This window comes from Mesobacterium hydrothermale, assembly GCF_035818635.1.
Taxonomy (GTDB): domain Bacteria; phylum Pseudomonadota; class Alphaproteobacteria; order Rhodobacterales; family Rhodobacteraceae; genus Mesobacterium_A; species Mesobacterium_A hydrothermale.
Map to the genome: position 1 here is coordinate 47,202 of NZ_JAYLLH010000025.1, position 15,303 is coordinate 62,504.

Below are 15,303 nucleotides of genomic sequence, written 5' to 3' on the forward strand. Positions count from 1 at the left end.
TTCACTCCAGTATCAGGTCAGGGGGGCCAAGAGCTTCGGCATCGACAGTGACGCCCAGCCCCGGGGCGTCAGGCGGGGCAATGCGGCCTTCCGCGCGCGTGGGCGCGTCGGCGGCAAGACGCGGGCTGACATAGCCCGAAAGGTCGCAGACATTCAGCACCCGTCCGGGCTCTGTTGCGGCCCCCAGATGCAGCAGGGCAGCGGTGGTGATGTCACTGCCCCAGGTGTCCTCGATACACATCTTCGCGCCCAGGTGCAGGCACAGATCGCGCGCGCGCCGCGTGGCCGACAGACCTCCGAACTTGGACAGTTTCAGCGCAACTGCATCCATGACCCCAAGTCGGTGTGCGTCGAGCAGCGAGCCCGTATCGTGCGCCAGTTCGTCGATCTTCATCGGCAGACCCGTCGCCGCACGGACACGGGCGCAGTCGTCAAGCGTCGCGCAGGGCTGTTCAAGCATCACGTCCAGATGCGCCACGGCGCGGCCCACGCGGCTCGCGTCAAGCGAGGTCGCGCCACAGTTCCAGTCGCCATAGACCAGCGGGCCAGGGCCGACGGCCTCGCGCACCTTCACCAGACGTTCCACATCGGTCTGCCAATCGCCCGACGCGCCGAGCTTTGCCTGAAACTGGGAGATCCCCTGGCCCTGGGCCTCGCGCGCGATGCGGGCCATCTCGTCCGGCGCGACGCAGGTGATCGAGTGATAGAGCGGCAGGCTTTCCTGCCGCCGCCCGCCCAACAACGCGTGCAGGGGCAGCCCGGCGACTTTGCCGGTGATATCCCACAACGCGATATCAAGGGCAGACTTGGCATAGACATGGCCGGGCAGATACGCGTCTGCCCGCGCCATCAGCGCCCCCACCCCCACCGGGTCCGCCCCCAGGATCACCGACGCCAGTTCCGCCAATGCGGGTGCTACGCCGCGGGCATAGGCTGCAAGGTACTGCGGGATCGGGCAGACTTCGCCCCAGCCGGTTACGCCGGTGTCTGTCTCGACTGCGATCACCACGGTTTCCACCGTGTCACAGGTCTTGCCCTCGGCCATGTAGTAGGCGGTGTGACTTGTCAAAGGCACATGCCAAAGTCGGATCTTGCGGATCTGCTGCGCGGTGACGCGGCCTACCATCGGTGTCATGTCGTTCCCATCCTCGGGGCGCCTTGCAGGCCGGCACCGCGCCACAGCACCAGCGCCAGCACCGGGCTGTCGGTGGTCGTCATGGCATGGGGCTGGTTCGAGGCATGGATCCGGATGTCGCCCGCGCGCAGCACCGTGCTCACCTGGCCCTCGGCCTCGAACAGGGCGTGGCCCGCCAGGATGTAATACAGCTCCTCTGCCTCGTGCAGGTGCCACGGGTAGTAAAGGTTCTCGCCCCACCAGGCGATATAGGCCCGCACCGCGTCAGACCTGAAGTGTCCCTCCGGTCCGACAAGCTCGAACCAGCCATACCGGTTCAGAAAGTCGGCGCCGACTTCCTCCTCTGTGTAGGTCTGCCGCCAGTCGGCGTAGTCGGCAAGGTCCTGAACGCTGTTGCGCAGGGCCAAAGTGACGTCGGTCGTGCCATCGGCCCATCCGCGCAACAGCGCCGCTGCCGGGATCGGGCGCGGCGGTTTCGGTGAAGGCATCGCCAATGGCCAGCCGGCAAAACCCATCAGTTGCGGGTTCGCCGCGATCAGCAAAGTTGCCGCGTGATAGGCGCGGGCAAAGGCAATGTCAGCATCAGTCACGGGATCACCACGATATTGCCGGCATGGCGTTTCTCGGCAAAGGCGGCCTGGGCCGCATGCAATTGCTCCAGCGGATAAGTGGCGGCCAGCAGCGGCTTGATCTCGCCCGCTTCAATATAGCGGATGAGGTTGGGCATAACCTGCGCGTCAATCACGGTCGACCCGGTAAAGGTCAGGTCGCGCAGATACAAAGTGCGCAGGTCAAGCGTGACCAGCGGGCCGGCAATCGCACCGGCGCAGGTGTACCGCCCGCCCCTTTCAAGCACGTCGATCAGCTGAGGCCAATAAGGCCCGCCGACCACATCGGCGACCACGCTGATCTTCTCGGACCCCAGCGCGCCGCGCAGATCGTCGGGCGCACGCGACAGAATGCGGTCGGGTCCCAGCTGTGCCACCTCGGCGTGCTTGCTGTCAGACGCCAGCGCAATCACGCGCGCGCCCCGCCGCTTCGCCAGTTGCACCAACGCCCCGCCGACCCCGCCAGAGGCACCCGGCACCAGCACTGTATCAGCCGCGGTCACGTTGGCCCGGCAAAGCATGCCCTCGGCGGCGGAATACGAACAGGAGAACGTCGCCAGTTCGGCATCCGAAAGCGGGCTGTCGACGGCCAGGGCGTTGACAGCCCGCATCACGGTATACTCGGCAAAACCACCGTCGCATTCGCTGCCGAAATAGCCCGCGGCGTCCTTGTTCGACGGGTCGGTCGGATCGCGCAGCCAATTGTCGGTGATGACACGCTGCCCGATCCGGGCCGGGTCGACGCCGTCCCCCACCGCCACGATGCAACCGCAGGCATCGGCGCCCTGGATGCGCGGAAAGGCGATGGGCGCGCCGCCCCAGCTTGGCTCTTCGGCGCCAGCCGCGTCATGGCCGCTGCCAGAGGTGGCGGTGACGACCGCAGGGGAATACCAGCCGGTACGGGTGTTGATGTCGGTGTTGTTCAAACCACAGGCGCCGACGCGGACAAGCACGTCACCCGGGCCGGGGTCGGGGCGCGGCCAGTCTGTCCGCCAGACCATCTGCTCTGGTCCGCCGTGACCCATGGTGACCATGGCCCGCATGGTGTCGGGAAGTGTCATTGGGCGGGCTCCATCACGGTATCGGCGCGGGGCCGCTGGCTTTCAGGGTCAAAAGCCGCCGCACCAAGGATGCGGCCCGCCCGCGGTTGCCCGGCGATGATGACCTCGACCTCCTGCCCCGGCAGGTTCGCCTCGGGACGGATATAGGCAAAGGCAAGGATCTTGCCCACAGTATGGCCATAAGCCACCGAGGCGGTGGATCCGACGACCGTGCCGTCGATCAGCACCGGCTCGCCGCCGTGGCCGTCATGGCCCCCATCCGGGTCGATCTCCAGATAGGCGCAGACCCAGCGGCGTTCAGGATTCAGGGTCTTGGCCTTGCCCAGATAGTCCTTGTCGGTGCGCGCCAGCCGCAGCACGTCCGCCTCGGCCAAAGTGACCTCGTTGGTCAGTTCCCCTGCCCCCTTGAACGCCTTTTCCATCCGCAGGCTGTTCATGGCAAAGCTGCCGTAGTCGGTGATGCCAAGCCCCTGCCCTGCCTCGATCAGCGCATCATAGACAGTCAGCGCGCCGTCGCGCGGGATGTGCAATTCCCAGCCCAGTTCCCCTGCGTAGGACAGCCGCAACGCCCACAGCGTCACCCCGGCGACGGTAATTTCCCGGGCCGAGAGCCAGCGGAACCCGGCATTGGACAGGTCCGCATCGGTGCAGGCCGCCAACACATCGCGCGCGCGCGGCCCGTTCAGCGCCAGGGCTGCCCAATCGGTGGACAGGCAGGTGATCGTCACGTCCTCGCCGGTGCGATGCGCGGCCAGGTGATCCAACAGACGCTGCTCGAAGAACGCGGCACAAACGAGGTAGTACCGTCCCTCCCCCAGCTTCACCACCGTGGTTTCCAACTCGATCGTGCCGGCGCGGTTCAGTATATGCGTCAGGCCGATCCCGCCCACCTTTTGCGGCAGCCGGTTGGCGGTCAGCCGGTCCAACAGATCCGCGGCCCCCGACCCTTCGACTTGCACCTTGGTAAAGGCCGAGATGTCCATGATTCCGACCGCCTCGCGTACCGCGCGACATTCGGCACCAACCACGTCGTGCACCGGCGTCCGCCCGAAACCGTAATGGTCGCGCTGGTCGATCCCCTTGGCAAAAAAGCGCGGGCGCTCGTGGCCATAGACCTCTTCGTAGACCGCGCCCTTGTCTTTCAGCCGGTCATACAGCGGCGACGGCTTGACGGGCCGCCCGGCCAGACGGTTGAAATGCGGGAAGGGGATTTCATGGCGTAGCTTGTAATCCTCATGTGCCTTGATGATCTGCCACTCCTTGGTGGCGTAGCTGCCGAACCGGCGCGGGTCATAGTCGCGCATGGAAATGCCTGCCGCACCATGCACCATCCAGCGCGCCAGTTCGCGGGTCAGGCCCGGCCCCCAGCCAATGCCGATCTGGGTGCCACAGCAGCACCAGTAGTTGCGCACACCCGGTGCAGGCCCGATCAGCGGGTTACCATCCGGCGGGTGGCTGATCGCACCATGCACTTCGCGCGTGATGCCCAGATCGGCGAAAATCGGCATCCGGTTCAACGATTCCTCAAGCCATGGCATCACCCGGTCGTAGTCTGCATCGAACAGCCAGTTCTCGTAGTCCCACGGGCATTCATCATGCCAGACCGAATTCGAGTTCTCCTTTTCATAGATCCCGGTCAGCCCGCGCTTCTGCTCCATCCGGATATAGCCGGACACCTTGCGGTCATCGCGGATCACCGGCAATTCGCGATCCAGATTGGCAAATTCGGGCACGGGTTCGGTGACGAAATAGTGGTGCGTCATCGACGTCATGGGCAGTTGCAGACCCGACCATTCGCCCATCTGCCGGGCATAGGTGCCGCCCGCGTTGACCACATGTTCGCAGATGATCGCGCCCTTTTCAGTTTCGACCAGCCATTCACCCGAAGGCAGCTGTGTGATGTTCGTGGCCCGGGTGTGACGAAAGATGCGCACGCCCTTCTGACGCGCACCGGCAGCCAGCGCCATGGTCACGTTGGTCGGGTCGACGTGGCCATCATCGGGCGTGTGCAGCGCCCCAAGAACACCGTCAAGATTGTAGAACGGGTGCAGTTCGGCCACCTTTTCCGGCCCCACCAGCGCGATGTTGAACCCAAGCGACCGCCCGACCGACAGCGTGTGCCGCAGCCAGTCCATCTCATCCGGCGTATAGGCCAGCCGGAACGATCCGCAGCCATGCCAGGTCACCGCCTGCCCGGTCTCGGCTTCAAGCGCGCCGGAATACAGTCCGATGTTGTAGTCGACACATTTTCCAAGACTGTAGGACGACGTCGAATGCGTGATCTGCCCCGCCGCATGCCAGGTGCTGCCGCTTGTCAGTTCGGCCTTTTCCAGCAGCACCGTATCCGGCCCCCAGCCCTCGTGCCCCAGGTGATAGGCCAGCCCCACGCCCATGACACCACCACCAACGATGACCACCCGGGCCTGTGTGGGAAACGCAGCTTGTGACATCGCGAGGCATCCTGTCTGGGGGCACTTTTCGATGGACAGGCTAAGCGCACACTTGTACCTTCGTCAATCATGAATGAAACAGATATACCGCGAACCGAAGCAATCCTCGACCGACTGTCCCAGGAATGGGACGCCCTGACCCCCGAAGCCCAGAAGGCGGCGCGCTATGTGCTGGAGAACCCGGCCGAGGTCGGCGTGTCGACCGTGCGTGAAATTGCCGAGGCGGCGAATGTGAAACCCAACACCGTGGTGCGCATGGCGCGTCAGGCCGGGTTCGAAGGCTATGAAGACTTCCGCGCCCCGTTTCGCGAGGCGATCCGGCGCGGGGCCGTGCCGTTGGAGGACCGCGCGCGCTGGTTGCAGGACATCGCCAAGACCGGCGACCTTGGCGGACTTTACGCCGACATGGTCGGCGCCGCGATCCGTAATATCGAAGAAACCTTTGCCAGCATTCCCGTGCAGGCCTTGCAGGACGCGGCACAGGCGATCTGGAGATCCCGTCAGGTCTTTACCCTGGGCGTCGGGGTGAACAACGCCAACGCGCGCAACTTTACCTACCTTGCCTCGACCGGCATGGTGCAGTTCCACGCCATCCCCCGTCCCGGATCGACCCCCGTAGACGACCTTGCATGGGCCGACGAACGCGACGTGCTGATCGCCATCACCCAGCACCCCTACCGGCGCGAGGTGGTCGAGGCCGTGCGCATCGCCCGCGAACAGGGCGTCACCGTGATCGGCATCTCTGACAGCCCGGCCAGCCCGGTGATCCGCGCCGCGCAGCATCGGTTTGTCACCGCCGTCGACACTCCGCAGTTCTTTCCGTCCTCGGTGCCAACGATCGCGCTGCTGGAAACACTTCTCAGCTTTGTCATTGCCAGCGCGTCCGATGAAATCGTTGCGCGGGTCGAGACCTTTCACCGCCGCCGCCACCAGTTGGGCATGTACGAGGAGACCCCCGAATGACCGCAACGCCCGTGCATTCTCTGGACGCGCGCTATTACACCGATCCAGCCATCTTCGCAGCCGAGCGCAACGGCCTTCTGGCGCGGACCTGGCAATTCGCCTGCCATGCCAGCCAGTTGGAAAACCCCGGCGACTACGTCGCCTTCGATCTGAATGACGAAAGCCTGTTCTGCATCAGGGGACGCGACGGGGTGATCCGGACCTTCTATAACGTTTGCCAGCATCGCGCCCACCAACTGGTGCAGGGCTCTGGCACCACCCGCGTCGTGGTTTGCCCCTATCACGCCTGGACCTATGAACTGACAGGTGGCCTGCGCGCCGCGCCCAACGCCAAGTCCGTCCCAGGGTTCGACGCATCAGAAATCAGCCTGACTGAAGTCCGGACCGAGGTCTTTCTGAACTTCGTCTTCGTCAACCTCGACCCGGACGCCCGGTCGATGGACGCATGGTTCCCCGATGTGCGCCGCGAACTGGCCGCCTTCGTTCCGAATTGGGAAGATCTGAAACCTTTGGAATGGGTGGAAATCCCGGAAAACTGCAACTGGAAGGTTTCAGTCGAGAACTACTCTGAATGCTACCATTGCAGCCTCAACCACCCGACCTTTTCCACCGGCGTGATCCGGCCTGAAACCTATGACATCCAGCCGCAGGGCTACTGTCTGCGCCACACCACGGAATGCAACGACCTGTCACAGATGACCTATGATATCGACAGCGGGTTCGCGAACAATGACCGCTATTCGTCCTGGTTCCTTTGGCCGATGTTCAGCTTTCAGGTCTATCCGGGGAATCTGCTGAACACCTATCACTGGCGCGCTGTTGATGCCGATCACGTCGTGGTCTGGCGTGGTTGGTATTCGGTCGGCGGATCAGACAACGAAACCGTCCGTCGCATGGCCCTTCAGGACCGCGCCACCACGGTCGAAGAAGACATCCATTTGGTGGAATCCGTCCAGCGCGGGCTGAAATCGCGCGGCTACGTCCCCGGCCCGTTGGTCGTGGATCCTGGGTGCGGGGTGAATTCTGAACATTCCATCCTGCACCTCCAACGATGGATGAGAGAGGCCGTAGCAGATCAGGGCTAAGCCCGGGCGACGACACTCCGTTCCCGCAGGACCCGTTGCACGCAGGGCTTCGGCATCGACACAAGTGCGGGCACGCCGTCGTCCAGCCCGGCCGGATCACCCATACGCCGCGTCATAGGCCTGCACCACGGCGGCGGCGTTCCCGGCCACGGTGGCGGCGGTGTCGCCAGGGCGGAACAGGGCGGTGCCGATCCCGAAACCGTCCGCACCCGCGGCGCGCCACGCGGCGAAATTCTCGGGCCCTGCGCCCCCTACCGCCAGGACTTCGGTGCCCACGGGCAAGACCGCGCGGATGGCCCGCAACCCGTCCGGACCGATCAGGGACCCGGGGAAAAGCTTCAGACCGTCGGCGCCGGCCCGCAGCGCGGAAAAGCATTCGCTGGGCGTCATTGCACCGGGATAGGCCAGCAGGCCTGCCGCCTTGGTTGCCGCGACAACCGCCGGGTTGGTGTCTGGCGAAACGATCAGGCGTCCCCCGGCCGCCGCAACCTGCGCCACCTCTTGTTCGGACAGGACAGTGCCTGCACCGATCAACGCGTCATCACCGAACTGTTGCGCCAGTTGTGCGATCGACAGCAGCGGGTCCGGCGAATTCAGGGGCACCTCGATCTTGGTGATCCCGGCGGCGATCAGGACAGAGGCGATCTGTGTCACGCTGTCCGGGGTGACGCCGCGCAGAATGGCAACGATGTTTCGGCGGGTCATGGGCAATCTCCGGCTTGGCACGAAGCTGGTTCAATCCGGCGTCTGCCGGTCACGGGGCAGCCAGGCAGGCCACGCGCCGATCCTGCCCGCCCGGGGGAACGACGGCAAGCTTTGCCAATGCGGGCCCCCCCCAAAAACGCCAAAGCCCGCGCGCATTGGACATGTGCGCGGTCGGATCACCGCCCGGATGGGCGGGGTCAGGCCCCGATGAAATCGAAATGATCGACGGTGAAGTCGGCCACCTGCGCATTCAGAATGCGAATGTCCGGCAGGCCGAGATCGCCAGAGGGATCCCAAGTTTCCGCCAGCGACAGCGTCACGTCGTCGCCATCCTGTTGCAATACCGCCAGGAAATCCGCCACATCCATTGCGCCCGTGGCGTTGCTGCCCCGCGTGGTGGCGATCACGTCCCAGTCTTCGAAATCGGCAATCACCACGCTGCCGCCGGCCAGTTCGAACCGGTCGGCATAGGCGCCACCATACACGGTATCGGACTGCGCCGTCAGATCAGGTTCTGGGGCTTGCGTGCGGATCACGTCATCCGTGCCCAGCCCGCGCATGAACGCGGTCAGCGCAGTCTGGGTCGCGGCTTCGAACTCTGTGCTTTGGGCAAAGCCCCGGACAACTTCGGTCCGGGACAGGCCGCCCGTGTCCAGTTGGCCCACCCAGCCCGCCAGCCCCTGCGCATCGGGCGCGCGGTTCAACACGTTGTCGTACAGGAGGGTCACGAAATCGGAATTGTCGAGCGTGCCGTAGGTCTGCTGGAATTCGGCAGAGTTGACGAAGCCGCCGACAACGGACAGGTAGTCCGTCCCGTTGGTCAGTTGCGCGACCCAGTCGGTAAAGCCGCCGGCATCCGCTTCGCGGCACAATGTGGCCAGATACAGACGATAGACATCATCGGTCCAGGTCTGCGCCATGCTTGCGGCGGCAAAGGCATCCGCGGCAGCGGCGGTGCTGGCCACGAACTCTGTGCTTTCGGCGAACCCCACGACAACCTCGGAACGGGTTGTTCCGCCTTGCAGCCGGGCCACCCAATCGTCCAGCCCGCCCGCATCCGGTGCGCGGTCCAGGACGTTGTTGTAAAGCAAGGTCACGAAATCGGCATCGGTGATGGCGATATAGACCGACTCAAATTCCGGGCTGGACACGAACCCGCCCGCAAGCTGGGTCAGGTCGGCGATGCCATAGGACAGTTTGATCGTCCAGTCCGCATAGCCACCGGCATCCGGCAGCCGGTCCAGCGTTGCCTGGTAAAGGCGGAACACCTGGTCGGCGGCCGCGCTGGTGGTGTAATCCAGCCCGTCGCCAAACAGCATGTCGATCCCGGTGCCGCCGTCGACGGTGTCCTGGCCCGCGCCGCCAATCACGGTGTCATCCCCGGCGCCGCCGGTCAGCAGGTCTTGGCCGGTACCGCCCGAAATCAGGTCGCCCCTGTCAGCGTCGGAAACGCCACCGGTCACGGTATCATCCCCGGCGCTGGCGAAAATCGTGTCTGCGCCTTCGGTCCCGGTCAGGCTGTCATCGCCGCCGCCGCCCACCAGTTGCTCGGGCAAGGCCCCGTCCAGCGCCTGATTGAACGCAACAAGGTGGCTTTCTGAGCCGCCAAGCAGATTGTCGTAAACGCCCGCCAGCGGTGTTCCCGGCACCAGATCGGCCGCGCGTTGCAAGTCGACGATGTCGGTTTCTTCGATCAGGACACCAACCGACAAAGCGGCGGTTGCCGACTGGCTGCCCTGCGCGAGCAAGGTATCGTAAAGCGCCTGCAACGCGGCATCGGTATAGCTGCCCGCCGGTTGGGCAAGGATCGCCGTCAGGTCCAGACCCTGACCCTGCGCCTGCCGCAACAATGCGTTGAAGTGCGAATCCTCGGACCGGGCGATATTGGCGAAAATATCCAGACCCCACAGGTCAAAGAACGCGTCATAGATATCCCCCGCCAGCTTTTCCTCTTCCAACAGGTAGAGCAATTCGGAAATCGCGGCTTCGCTGTAGCTTGCGGTTGAATTGGCCATCCGGGAATTCCTTTGATCTTGCTTGCGCGGGGGTGCCTGAAGACCACGGCACGCGCCGTCGTAGCGGTGGTGTCGCGATGATTCACATTCGGATGTTGATATGTAATGAAAACAAGATATTTCAATCGCCAAGTGCCCGCGAAACGCTGTGTTTCATCGCACCATCCGCCCGGCCCCGAAACCGGCCTGGCCAAGCGACGTACCGGATCAGAACAGGCTGATAAAGTCGAAATGGTCGACGGTGAAATCCTCGACCCGCGTGTTCAGGATACGGATATCCGGCAGGCTCAGGAACCCATCGGGATCCCACATCGCGCGGGGTGACAGGGTCACGTCGTTGCCGTCCTGCTGAAGCAGCGCCAGGATGTCGTTTGGATACATGATATCGTCAAAGGTCGATCCACGCTGAATTGCGATCACGTCCCACGGCTCGAAATCGGCAACCACCGCGGCGTCACCCTTAAGCTCGAACCGGTCCGCATACGCGCCGCCATAGACCGTGCCCGTTCCGGTTTGCTGGGTTCCCTCACCGACGAACAGGAATTCACCCTGAATCAGGTCATCGGGTCCCAACCCGCGCATGAAGGTGGTCAGAGGTGCCTGTGTGGCGGCAGCAAACTCGGAGCTTTGGGCGAAACCGCGCACCACCTCTGTCCGGGTCAGTCCGCCATCGTCCAGTTGCCCCACCCAGCCGGCCAGCCCCTGCGCATCGGGCGCGCGGTTCAGGACGTTGTTGTACAGAAGTGTCACGAAACCCGTACTGTCCAGGCTGCCATAGCTTTGCTGGAACTCGGCCGAATTGACGAACCCCGCGGCCACCGACAGGTATTCGGTTCCTTTCGTCATCTTGTCGACCCAGTCGGCAAAGCCCCCGGCATCCGGTTCGCGCCCCAGCGTGGCCAGGTACAGGCGATAGACATCGTCGGTCCAGGTTTGGGCCATGCTGGCAGCGGCAAAGGCATCGGCCGCCGCTGCGGTGCGGGATATGAATTCGCCGCTGTCGGAAAAGCCCACCACAACCTGCGCGCGGCTCAACCCGCCTTGCAACTTGCCAACCCAATCGGCCAGCCCGCCCGCATCAGGCGCGCGGTCCAGAACGTTGTTGTAAAGCAGCGTGACAAAATCGGTGTCCGTCAGCGCGCCATAGACCGACTGGAATTCGGCGCTGGCCACGAAACCGGCGGCAACCTGCGGCAGGTCGGCCAGCCCAAAGGCCAGCCGGATCGTCCAGTCGCCATAGCCACCCGCGTCCGGCGCACGGTCCAGCGTCGCCTGGTACAGCCGGAACACCCGGTCGGCATCGGCGCTGGCGGTGAAATCCAGACCGTCGCCATAAAGCGTGTCGAATCCATAGGCCCCGAACAGCGTGTCCCGCCCGGCGCCACCGATCAGGGTGTCGGCATCCAATCCGCCGCGCACGTCATCGTCACCGACCCCGCCATAGAGCATGTTCGCGCCGGCGCTGCCCTCTTGCCGCATCCAGGGCTGTTGAACCGGATCGTAGATTTCCCACGCTTCGACCGATTCAATGGTATCGTTACCCGCTTCTCCGAAAGCAAAATCCCGGCCTTCACCGGCGTAGATCAGATCATTGCCAGAGCCACCATAAAGCGTGTCGTCGTTGCGCCAACCGTTCAGGAAATCGTCACCGCTGTCGCCGCGCAGCAGGTCATTCCCGTTCCAGCCATTGACCACGTCATTGCCGCCACCGGCGTGGATGATATCGTCGGCCCAGGCTGCGCCCTGAATGGTATCCGCGCCCGCGGTGCCCAGTTCGACCGGTGTGCTGTAGTGATAGATCGTCACGATCCCAAGCTCGAGCGAGATCACCTCGGCCACGCCATCGCCATCCAGATCCTTGGCCAACAGCGCGCCGACGTCCGGATCGTGGCCCCAGGCGGCGGCTGTGGTGTTGCCCCAGATGTCGACGGTTGGGGTATCGCTTAATTCGAAACTGCTGCCGGTGTTCCAGAACACGCGGTCGCGCGTCGGATAGCCGATGTCCATCGTCATATCCAGATCGCCATCGCCGTCCAGATCGGCAAGGTTGATCAGACCGGCCCAGTTGTCCGACGGCAGGCTGTCCAGTTGCGTGTTGATCCACGTCGCGGTGGCGTCGGTGAACCCGCCTGCCGCGGTCTGCAACAGCACGTTGACCGCGATGCCCTGATAAAAGCCGTTCAACCCGGTCGACAACACCACCAGGTCCGGCCGTCCGTCGCCATTCAGATCGCCGGCGCGGAAATCAAGGGTGGTGCGCGACGCGGTGGTGGGCAGGTCGGTTACCGACCAACCGGTCCCGGTCCACTGCGCCATCCGGTCGGGCACGTTGACATCCCCCCCCCAGGAACAGTTCGTCGAGGCCGTCGCCAGTGATATCCGACGCGAAACTGCGGGTGTAGCGGTTCGCATCCGGCACCAGCGGCAGGCTGTTGCGCACCGCGGTGGCCCCGTCCAGCGTGCCGAAATAGGCGTTGTCGACGTTCAGGTTACCAAAGAAGAAATCGGTCCTGCCGTCCCCGTTGAAATCGCCCACCGCGACCGAATGGGTGAACCCCGGCTCGGTTTCGAACTGCGCGGCCATGTCAACCAACCCGCCCTGCCCGTCCGACACCGCAACGATGTTGGGCCCGCCGGGAAACGGATCACGGTCAAAGCCGTGGTTGGCAACAATCAGGTCATCGTAGCCGTCGCCGTTCACATCCTTGATCACCATGTGGCGGCCAAAGCTGATCTCGGGGATCCCGTTTGGGTCGTTGGCGAAGATCTCTGCCGTGATATCGACCAGTGACCCATCGGGTTCAAAGATCCATCCGACGCCCTCGGGCGGCGAGGCGTCGCGGAATTCCAGGATCCTGATCGGATGGGCGGTTGCCCCCAATCCGTCGCGATCAAACAGCGTATAGGTCAGTTCCCACTGACCATCGCGATCGAAATCGGTGATCGCGAAGGTCGATGGCGACACCCAGGAGTTCAGGTCGAACCCATAGAACCGCGCGGTGTTGACGTAGTTGTCCATGCCTGACTTCCCTCCCGCGTGGGTGCGCGGATGCCGTTCGGCAAACGGCAGCCTGACTATTTCTGGAACAAAAGCTTATTTAAGATCAACCCCGTGGCAACGGCCTGCCCGTTCCCTGATCGCCCCGCCTTGACCCGCCACGGGTTCAGATCGAGCCGGCCTCGACCATGTATTCGTTGGCGGTGCACATGCTGGCATCGTCCGATGCCAAAAACAGTACCATCCGCGCCACGTAGACTGGTTCGATCAGGTCTGGCAGGCACTGGCGGGCGCGGTGTTTCTCGATCGACTCCGGTGTCACCCACAGGTCTTTCTGGCGCTGGGTCATGATCCAGCCGGGGACCACGGTGTTGACCCGGATGCGGTACCGGCCCAGATCGCGCGCCATGCCGCGCGTCAGCCCGTGCACCGCCGCCTTTGCCGTGGTGTAGGCGGGCATGCCGCCCACCGCTTCGCGCCAGCTGTTCGATCCCATGTTGATGATCGCGCCAGAGCCCTTGGCAATCATGTCCGGGGCCACCGCCTGAATCGCGAAAAACATGTGGCGCAGGTTGGTGGCCTGACGTTCATCCCAATACTCCGGAGTCACGGTCTGCCAGTCATGGCGGTCGTCGCGCGCGGCGTTGTTGACCAGCACATCCGCCGGGCCCAGCGCCTCTTTCAGATCGGCAAAGCCTTTGCGCAGCGCGTCGATGTCGCGCAGATCGCATCTGGAATAGGCGTGATTGCCCGGAAGGCTGGGAATCAGGCCGCGCGCCGCGCCCTTGTCGAAATCCAGAAAGCCGACGTTGGCCCCGTTTTGGGCAAAGCCCCGCACGATTTCCGCACCGATCCCAGAGGCACCGCCGGTGACGAAAACGGTCTTTCCCCGCAGGCTCGGGTAGCTGGCGAATTGGTCGGTCATCGGCGCCTCGTGTCAGTCTGGTCGTGCCCGGACCTTGCCCAGATCATGCGCCCCGATGCAAGGCTGCCATCCTCACAGCCGCGCCAGAAGCGCGGGCGTCGGCCAGGCATCAGCGGGCAGTCCAAGGCGTTGCTGCACGTCGCGCACCGCATCCCGGGTTTTTGCCCCCAGAATGCCGTCAATGTCGCCAACGTCATAGCCCATCGCAGACAGCCGCTGTTGCAGCTGTTTCATCTGCTGGCCGGACAGGCCCGGTTCGGGGTTGCCGGCACTGTAGACCTGCGCCCCTTCCAGCCGGGTGGCGAAATAGCCCGCGGTCAGGACATAGGTAAAGCTTTGGTTCCATTCGAAATACACGTTGAAATTCGGATAGGCCAGGAACGCCGGCCCCTTGCGCCCCTGCGGGATGATGATCGACCCGGACAGATCGGACCGCAGGAACCGGCCGGATCGTGGCTTGACCCCCAGACTGTCCCAGTCGCGCACCGATTTCACCGCCTGCACCCCGGTCTGCGACCAGTCCAGATCGTCGGGCAGAACCACCTCTTGCAGCCAGGGTTCGTTGGGGCGCCAGCCCAGGTGGCTCAGCATCTTGGCGCCAGACATCAGCGCATCCGGCACGGATGTTTTCAGCAGCACATGCCCGTCGCCGTCGCCGTCGACACCATTGGTCAGGATGTCTTCGGGCAGCATCTGCACCATGCCGATTTCCCCTGCCCAGGCCCCGGATGTGGTGGCCGGATCGAAGTCGCCGTGTTCATACAGTGTCAGCGCCGCAAAGATCTGCGGCCGGAACAATTCCGGGCGGCGGCAATCGTGCGACAGCGTCACCAGCGCGTTCAGCGTGTTGAAGTTGCCCTGGAACGCGCCGTAGTCGGTCTCAAAGGCCCAGAACGCCAGAAGCACCCCGCGAGAGATGCCATACTCACGTTCGATCCGGTCGAACACACTGTTCCATTGCTGCGCCTTTGCGCGCCCGGTGTTGATCCGGTTCTGGCTGATCAGCTTGCGCGAGAATTCGATGAACCCGGACTGAAAGATGCCCTGCGCCCGGTCGGCCTTGAGCACCGCCGCGCTTTGCTGCACGCCCGCGAAAAACCGCTGTGCTGTCGCGCGGTCATGGCCCTTGCTCACCGCTTCGTCCACCAGTCCGCGCACGAAACCGTTGAACCCGCCGCCGCAGGGCACCTGCTGGGCCGCAACGGGGCTGGCAAGGGCAAGAGACAGAAGAATGGGCAGAATGCGCATGTTGGCCTCGGGTCTGTGATCGGTGTTGCGCGCGACCCTAGTGGATTGATCGCGACAAACGAGTCCGAATTGGGATTCCCATTTGGTGCTGGCCGTGCGAGTCATGCTGA

General features: G+C 64.0%; 12 protein-coding genes. 2 read left to right on the plus strand and 10 right to left on the minus strand.

Going from position 1 to position 15,303, the window contains the following annotated elements; genetic code table 11:
• Nucleotide 1: 1 nt before the first annotated feature.
• The 4 genes from VK792_RS15230 to VK792_RS15245 are packed head-to-tail and all read right to left on the minus strand — an operon-like array spanning nucleotide 2 to nucleotide 5,254.
• Nucleotides 2-1,135: a mandelate racemase/muconate lactonizing enzyme family protein gene (locus tag VK792_RS15230; protein ID WP_326298557.1), complete on the minus strand. Its 1,134-nt coding sequence runs from the start codon at nucleotides 1,133-1,135 to the stop codon at nucleotides 2-4.
• Nucleotides 1,132-1,725: a dimethylsulfonioproprionate lyase family protein gene (locus VK792_RS15235; protein ID WP_326298559.1), complete on the minus strand. Its 594-nt coding sequence runs from the start codon at nucleotides 1,723-1,725 to the stop codon at nucleotides 1,132-1,134. Before VK792_RS15235 ends, VK792_RS15230 begins: the two co-directional genes overlap by 4 nt.
• Nucleotides 1,722-2,804 (minus strand): alcohol dehydrogenase family protein, encoded by a 1,083-nt coding sequence (locus tag VK792_RS15240; protein WP_326298561.1) that lies wholly within the window; start codon nucleotides 2,802-2,804, stop codon nucleotides 1,722-1,724. The genes VK792_RS15235 and VK792_RS15240 overlap by 4 nt, the downstream gene beginning before the upstream one ends.
• Nucleotides 2,801-5,254: an FAD-dependent oxidoreductase gene (locus VK792_RS15245; protein ID WP_326298562.1), complete on the minus strand. Its 2,454-nt coding sequence runs from the start codon at nucleotides 5,252-5,254 to the stop codon at nucleotides 2,801-2,803. Before VK792_RS15245 ends, VK792_RS15240 begins: the two co-directional genes overlap by 4 nt.
• A 69-nt stretch (nucleotides 5,255-5,323) precedes the next feature.
• Here VK792_RS15245 and VK792_RS15250 point away from each other — a divergent pair, with 69 nt between their 5' ends.
• Both VK792_RS15250 and VK792_RS15255 read left to right on the plus strand, forming a co-directional pair.
• Complete coding sequence (locus tag VK792_RS15250; protein WP_326298564.1) at nucleotides 5,324-6,217, plus strand: MurR/RpiR family transcriptional regulator; 894 nt, start codon at nucleotides 5,324-5,326, stop codon at nucleotides 6,215-6,217.
• Complete coding sequence (locus VK792_RS15255; RefSeq protein WP_326298566.1) at nucleotides 6,214-7,302, plus strand: aromatic ring-hydroxylating oxygenase subunit alpha; 1,089 nt, start codon at nucleotides 6,214-6,216, stop codon at nucleotides 7,300-7,302. Before VK792_RS15250 ends, VK792_RS15255 begins: the two co-directional genes overlap by 4 nt.
• A 96-nt stretch (nucleotides 7,303-7,398) precedes the next feature.
• Here the strand turns inward: VK792_RS15255 and VK792_RS15260 are convergent, their stop codons facing one another.
• The 6 genes from VK792_RS15260 to VK792_RS15285 all read right to left on the minus strand — a co-directional run bounded on the left by VK792_RS15260 (nucleotide 7,399) and on the right by VK792_RS15285 (nucleotide 15,193).
• Nucleotides 7,399-8,007: a 2-dehydro-3-deoxy-6-phosphogalactonate aldolase gene (locus VK792_RS15260; protein WP_326298568.1), complete on the minus strand. Its 609-nt coding sequence runs from the start codon at nucleotides 8,005-8,007 to the stop codon at nucleotides 7,399-7,401.
• A gap of 197 nt (nucleotides 8,008-8,204) precedes the next feature.
• Nucleotides 8,205-10,022 carry a DUF4214 domain-containing protein gene (locus VK792_RS15265; protein ID WP_326298570.1) on the minus strand — a complete coding sequence of 606 codons (1,818 nt, stop codon included), beginning with the start codon at nucleotides 10,020-10,022 and terminating at the stop codon, nucleotides 8,205-8,207.
• 207 nt (nucleotides 10,023-10,229) lie between these two features.
• The gene (locus tag VK792_RS15270; RefSeq protein ID WP_326298572.1) at nucleotides 10,230-12,350 is read right to left on the minus strand and encodes a DUF4214 domain-containing protein; all 2,121 of its coding nucleotides are present in this window, start codon (nucleotides 12,348-12,350) and stop codon (nucleotides 10,230-10,232) included.
• Nucleotides 12,268-13,041: an FG-GAP repeat domain-containing protein gene (locus tag VK792_RS15275; protein WP_326298575.1), complete on the minus strand. Its 774-nt coding sequence runs from the start codon at nucleotides 13,039-13,041 to the stop codon at nucleotides 12,268-12,270. Before VK792_RS15275 ends, VK792_RS15270 begins: the two co-directional genes overlap by 83 nt.
• A 145-nt stretch (nucleotides 13,042-13,186) precedes the next feature.
• Nucleotides 13,187-13,945, minus strand: a complete 759-nt coding sequence (locus VK792_RS15280; protein WP_326298577.1) for an SDR family NAD(P)-dependent oxidoreductase — start codon at nucleotides 13,943-13,945, stop codon at nucleotides 13,187-13,189.
• A gap of 72 nt (nucleotides 13,946-14,017) precedes the next feature.
• Nucleotides 14,018-15,193, minus strand: coding sequence for a lytic murein transglycosylase (locus VK792_RS15285; RefSeq protein WP_326298583.1), 1,176 nt, complete (start codon nucleotides 15,191-15,193; stop codon nucleotides 14,018-14,020).
• Nucleotides 15,194-15,303: the final 110 nt, after the last annotated feature.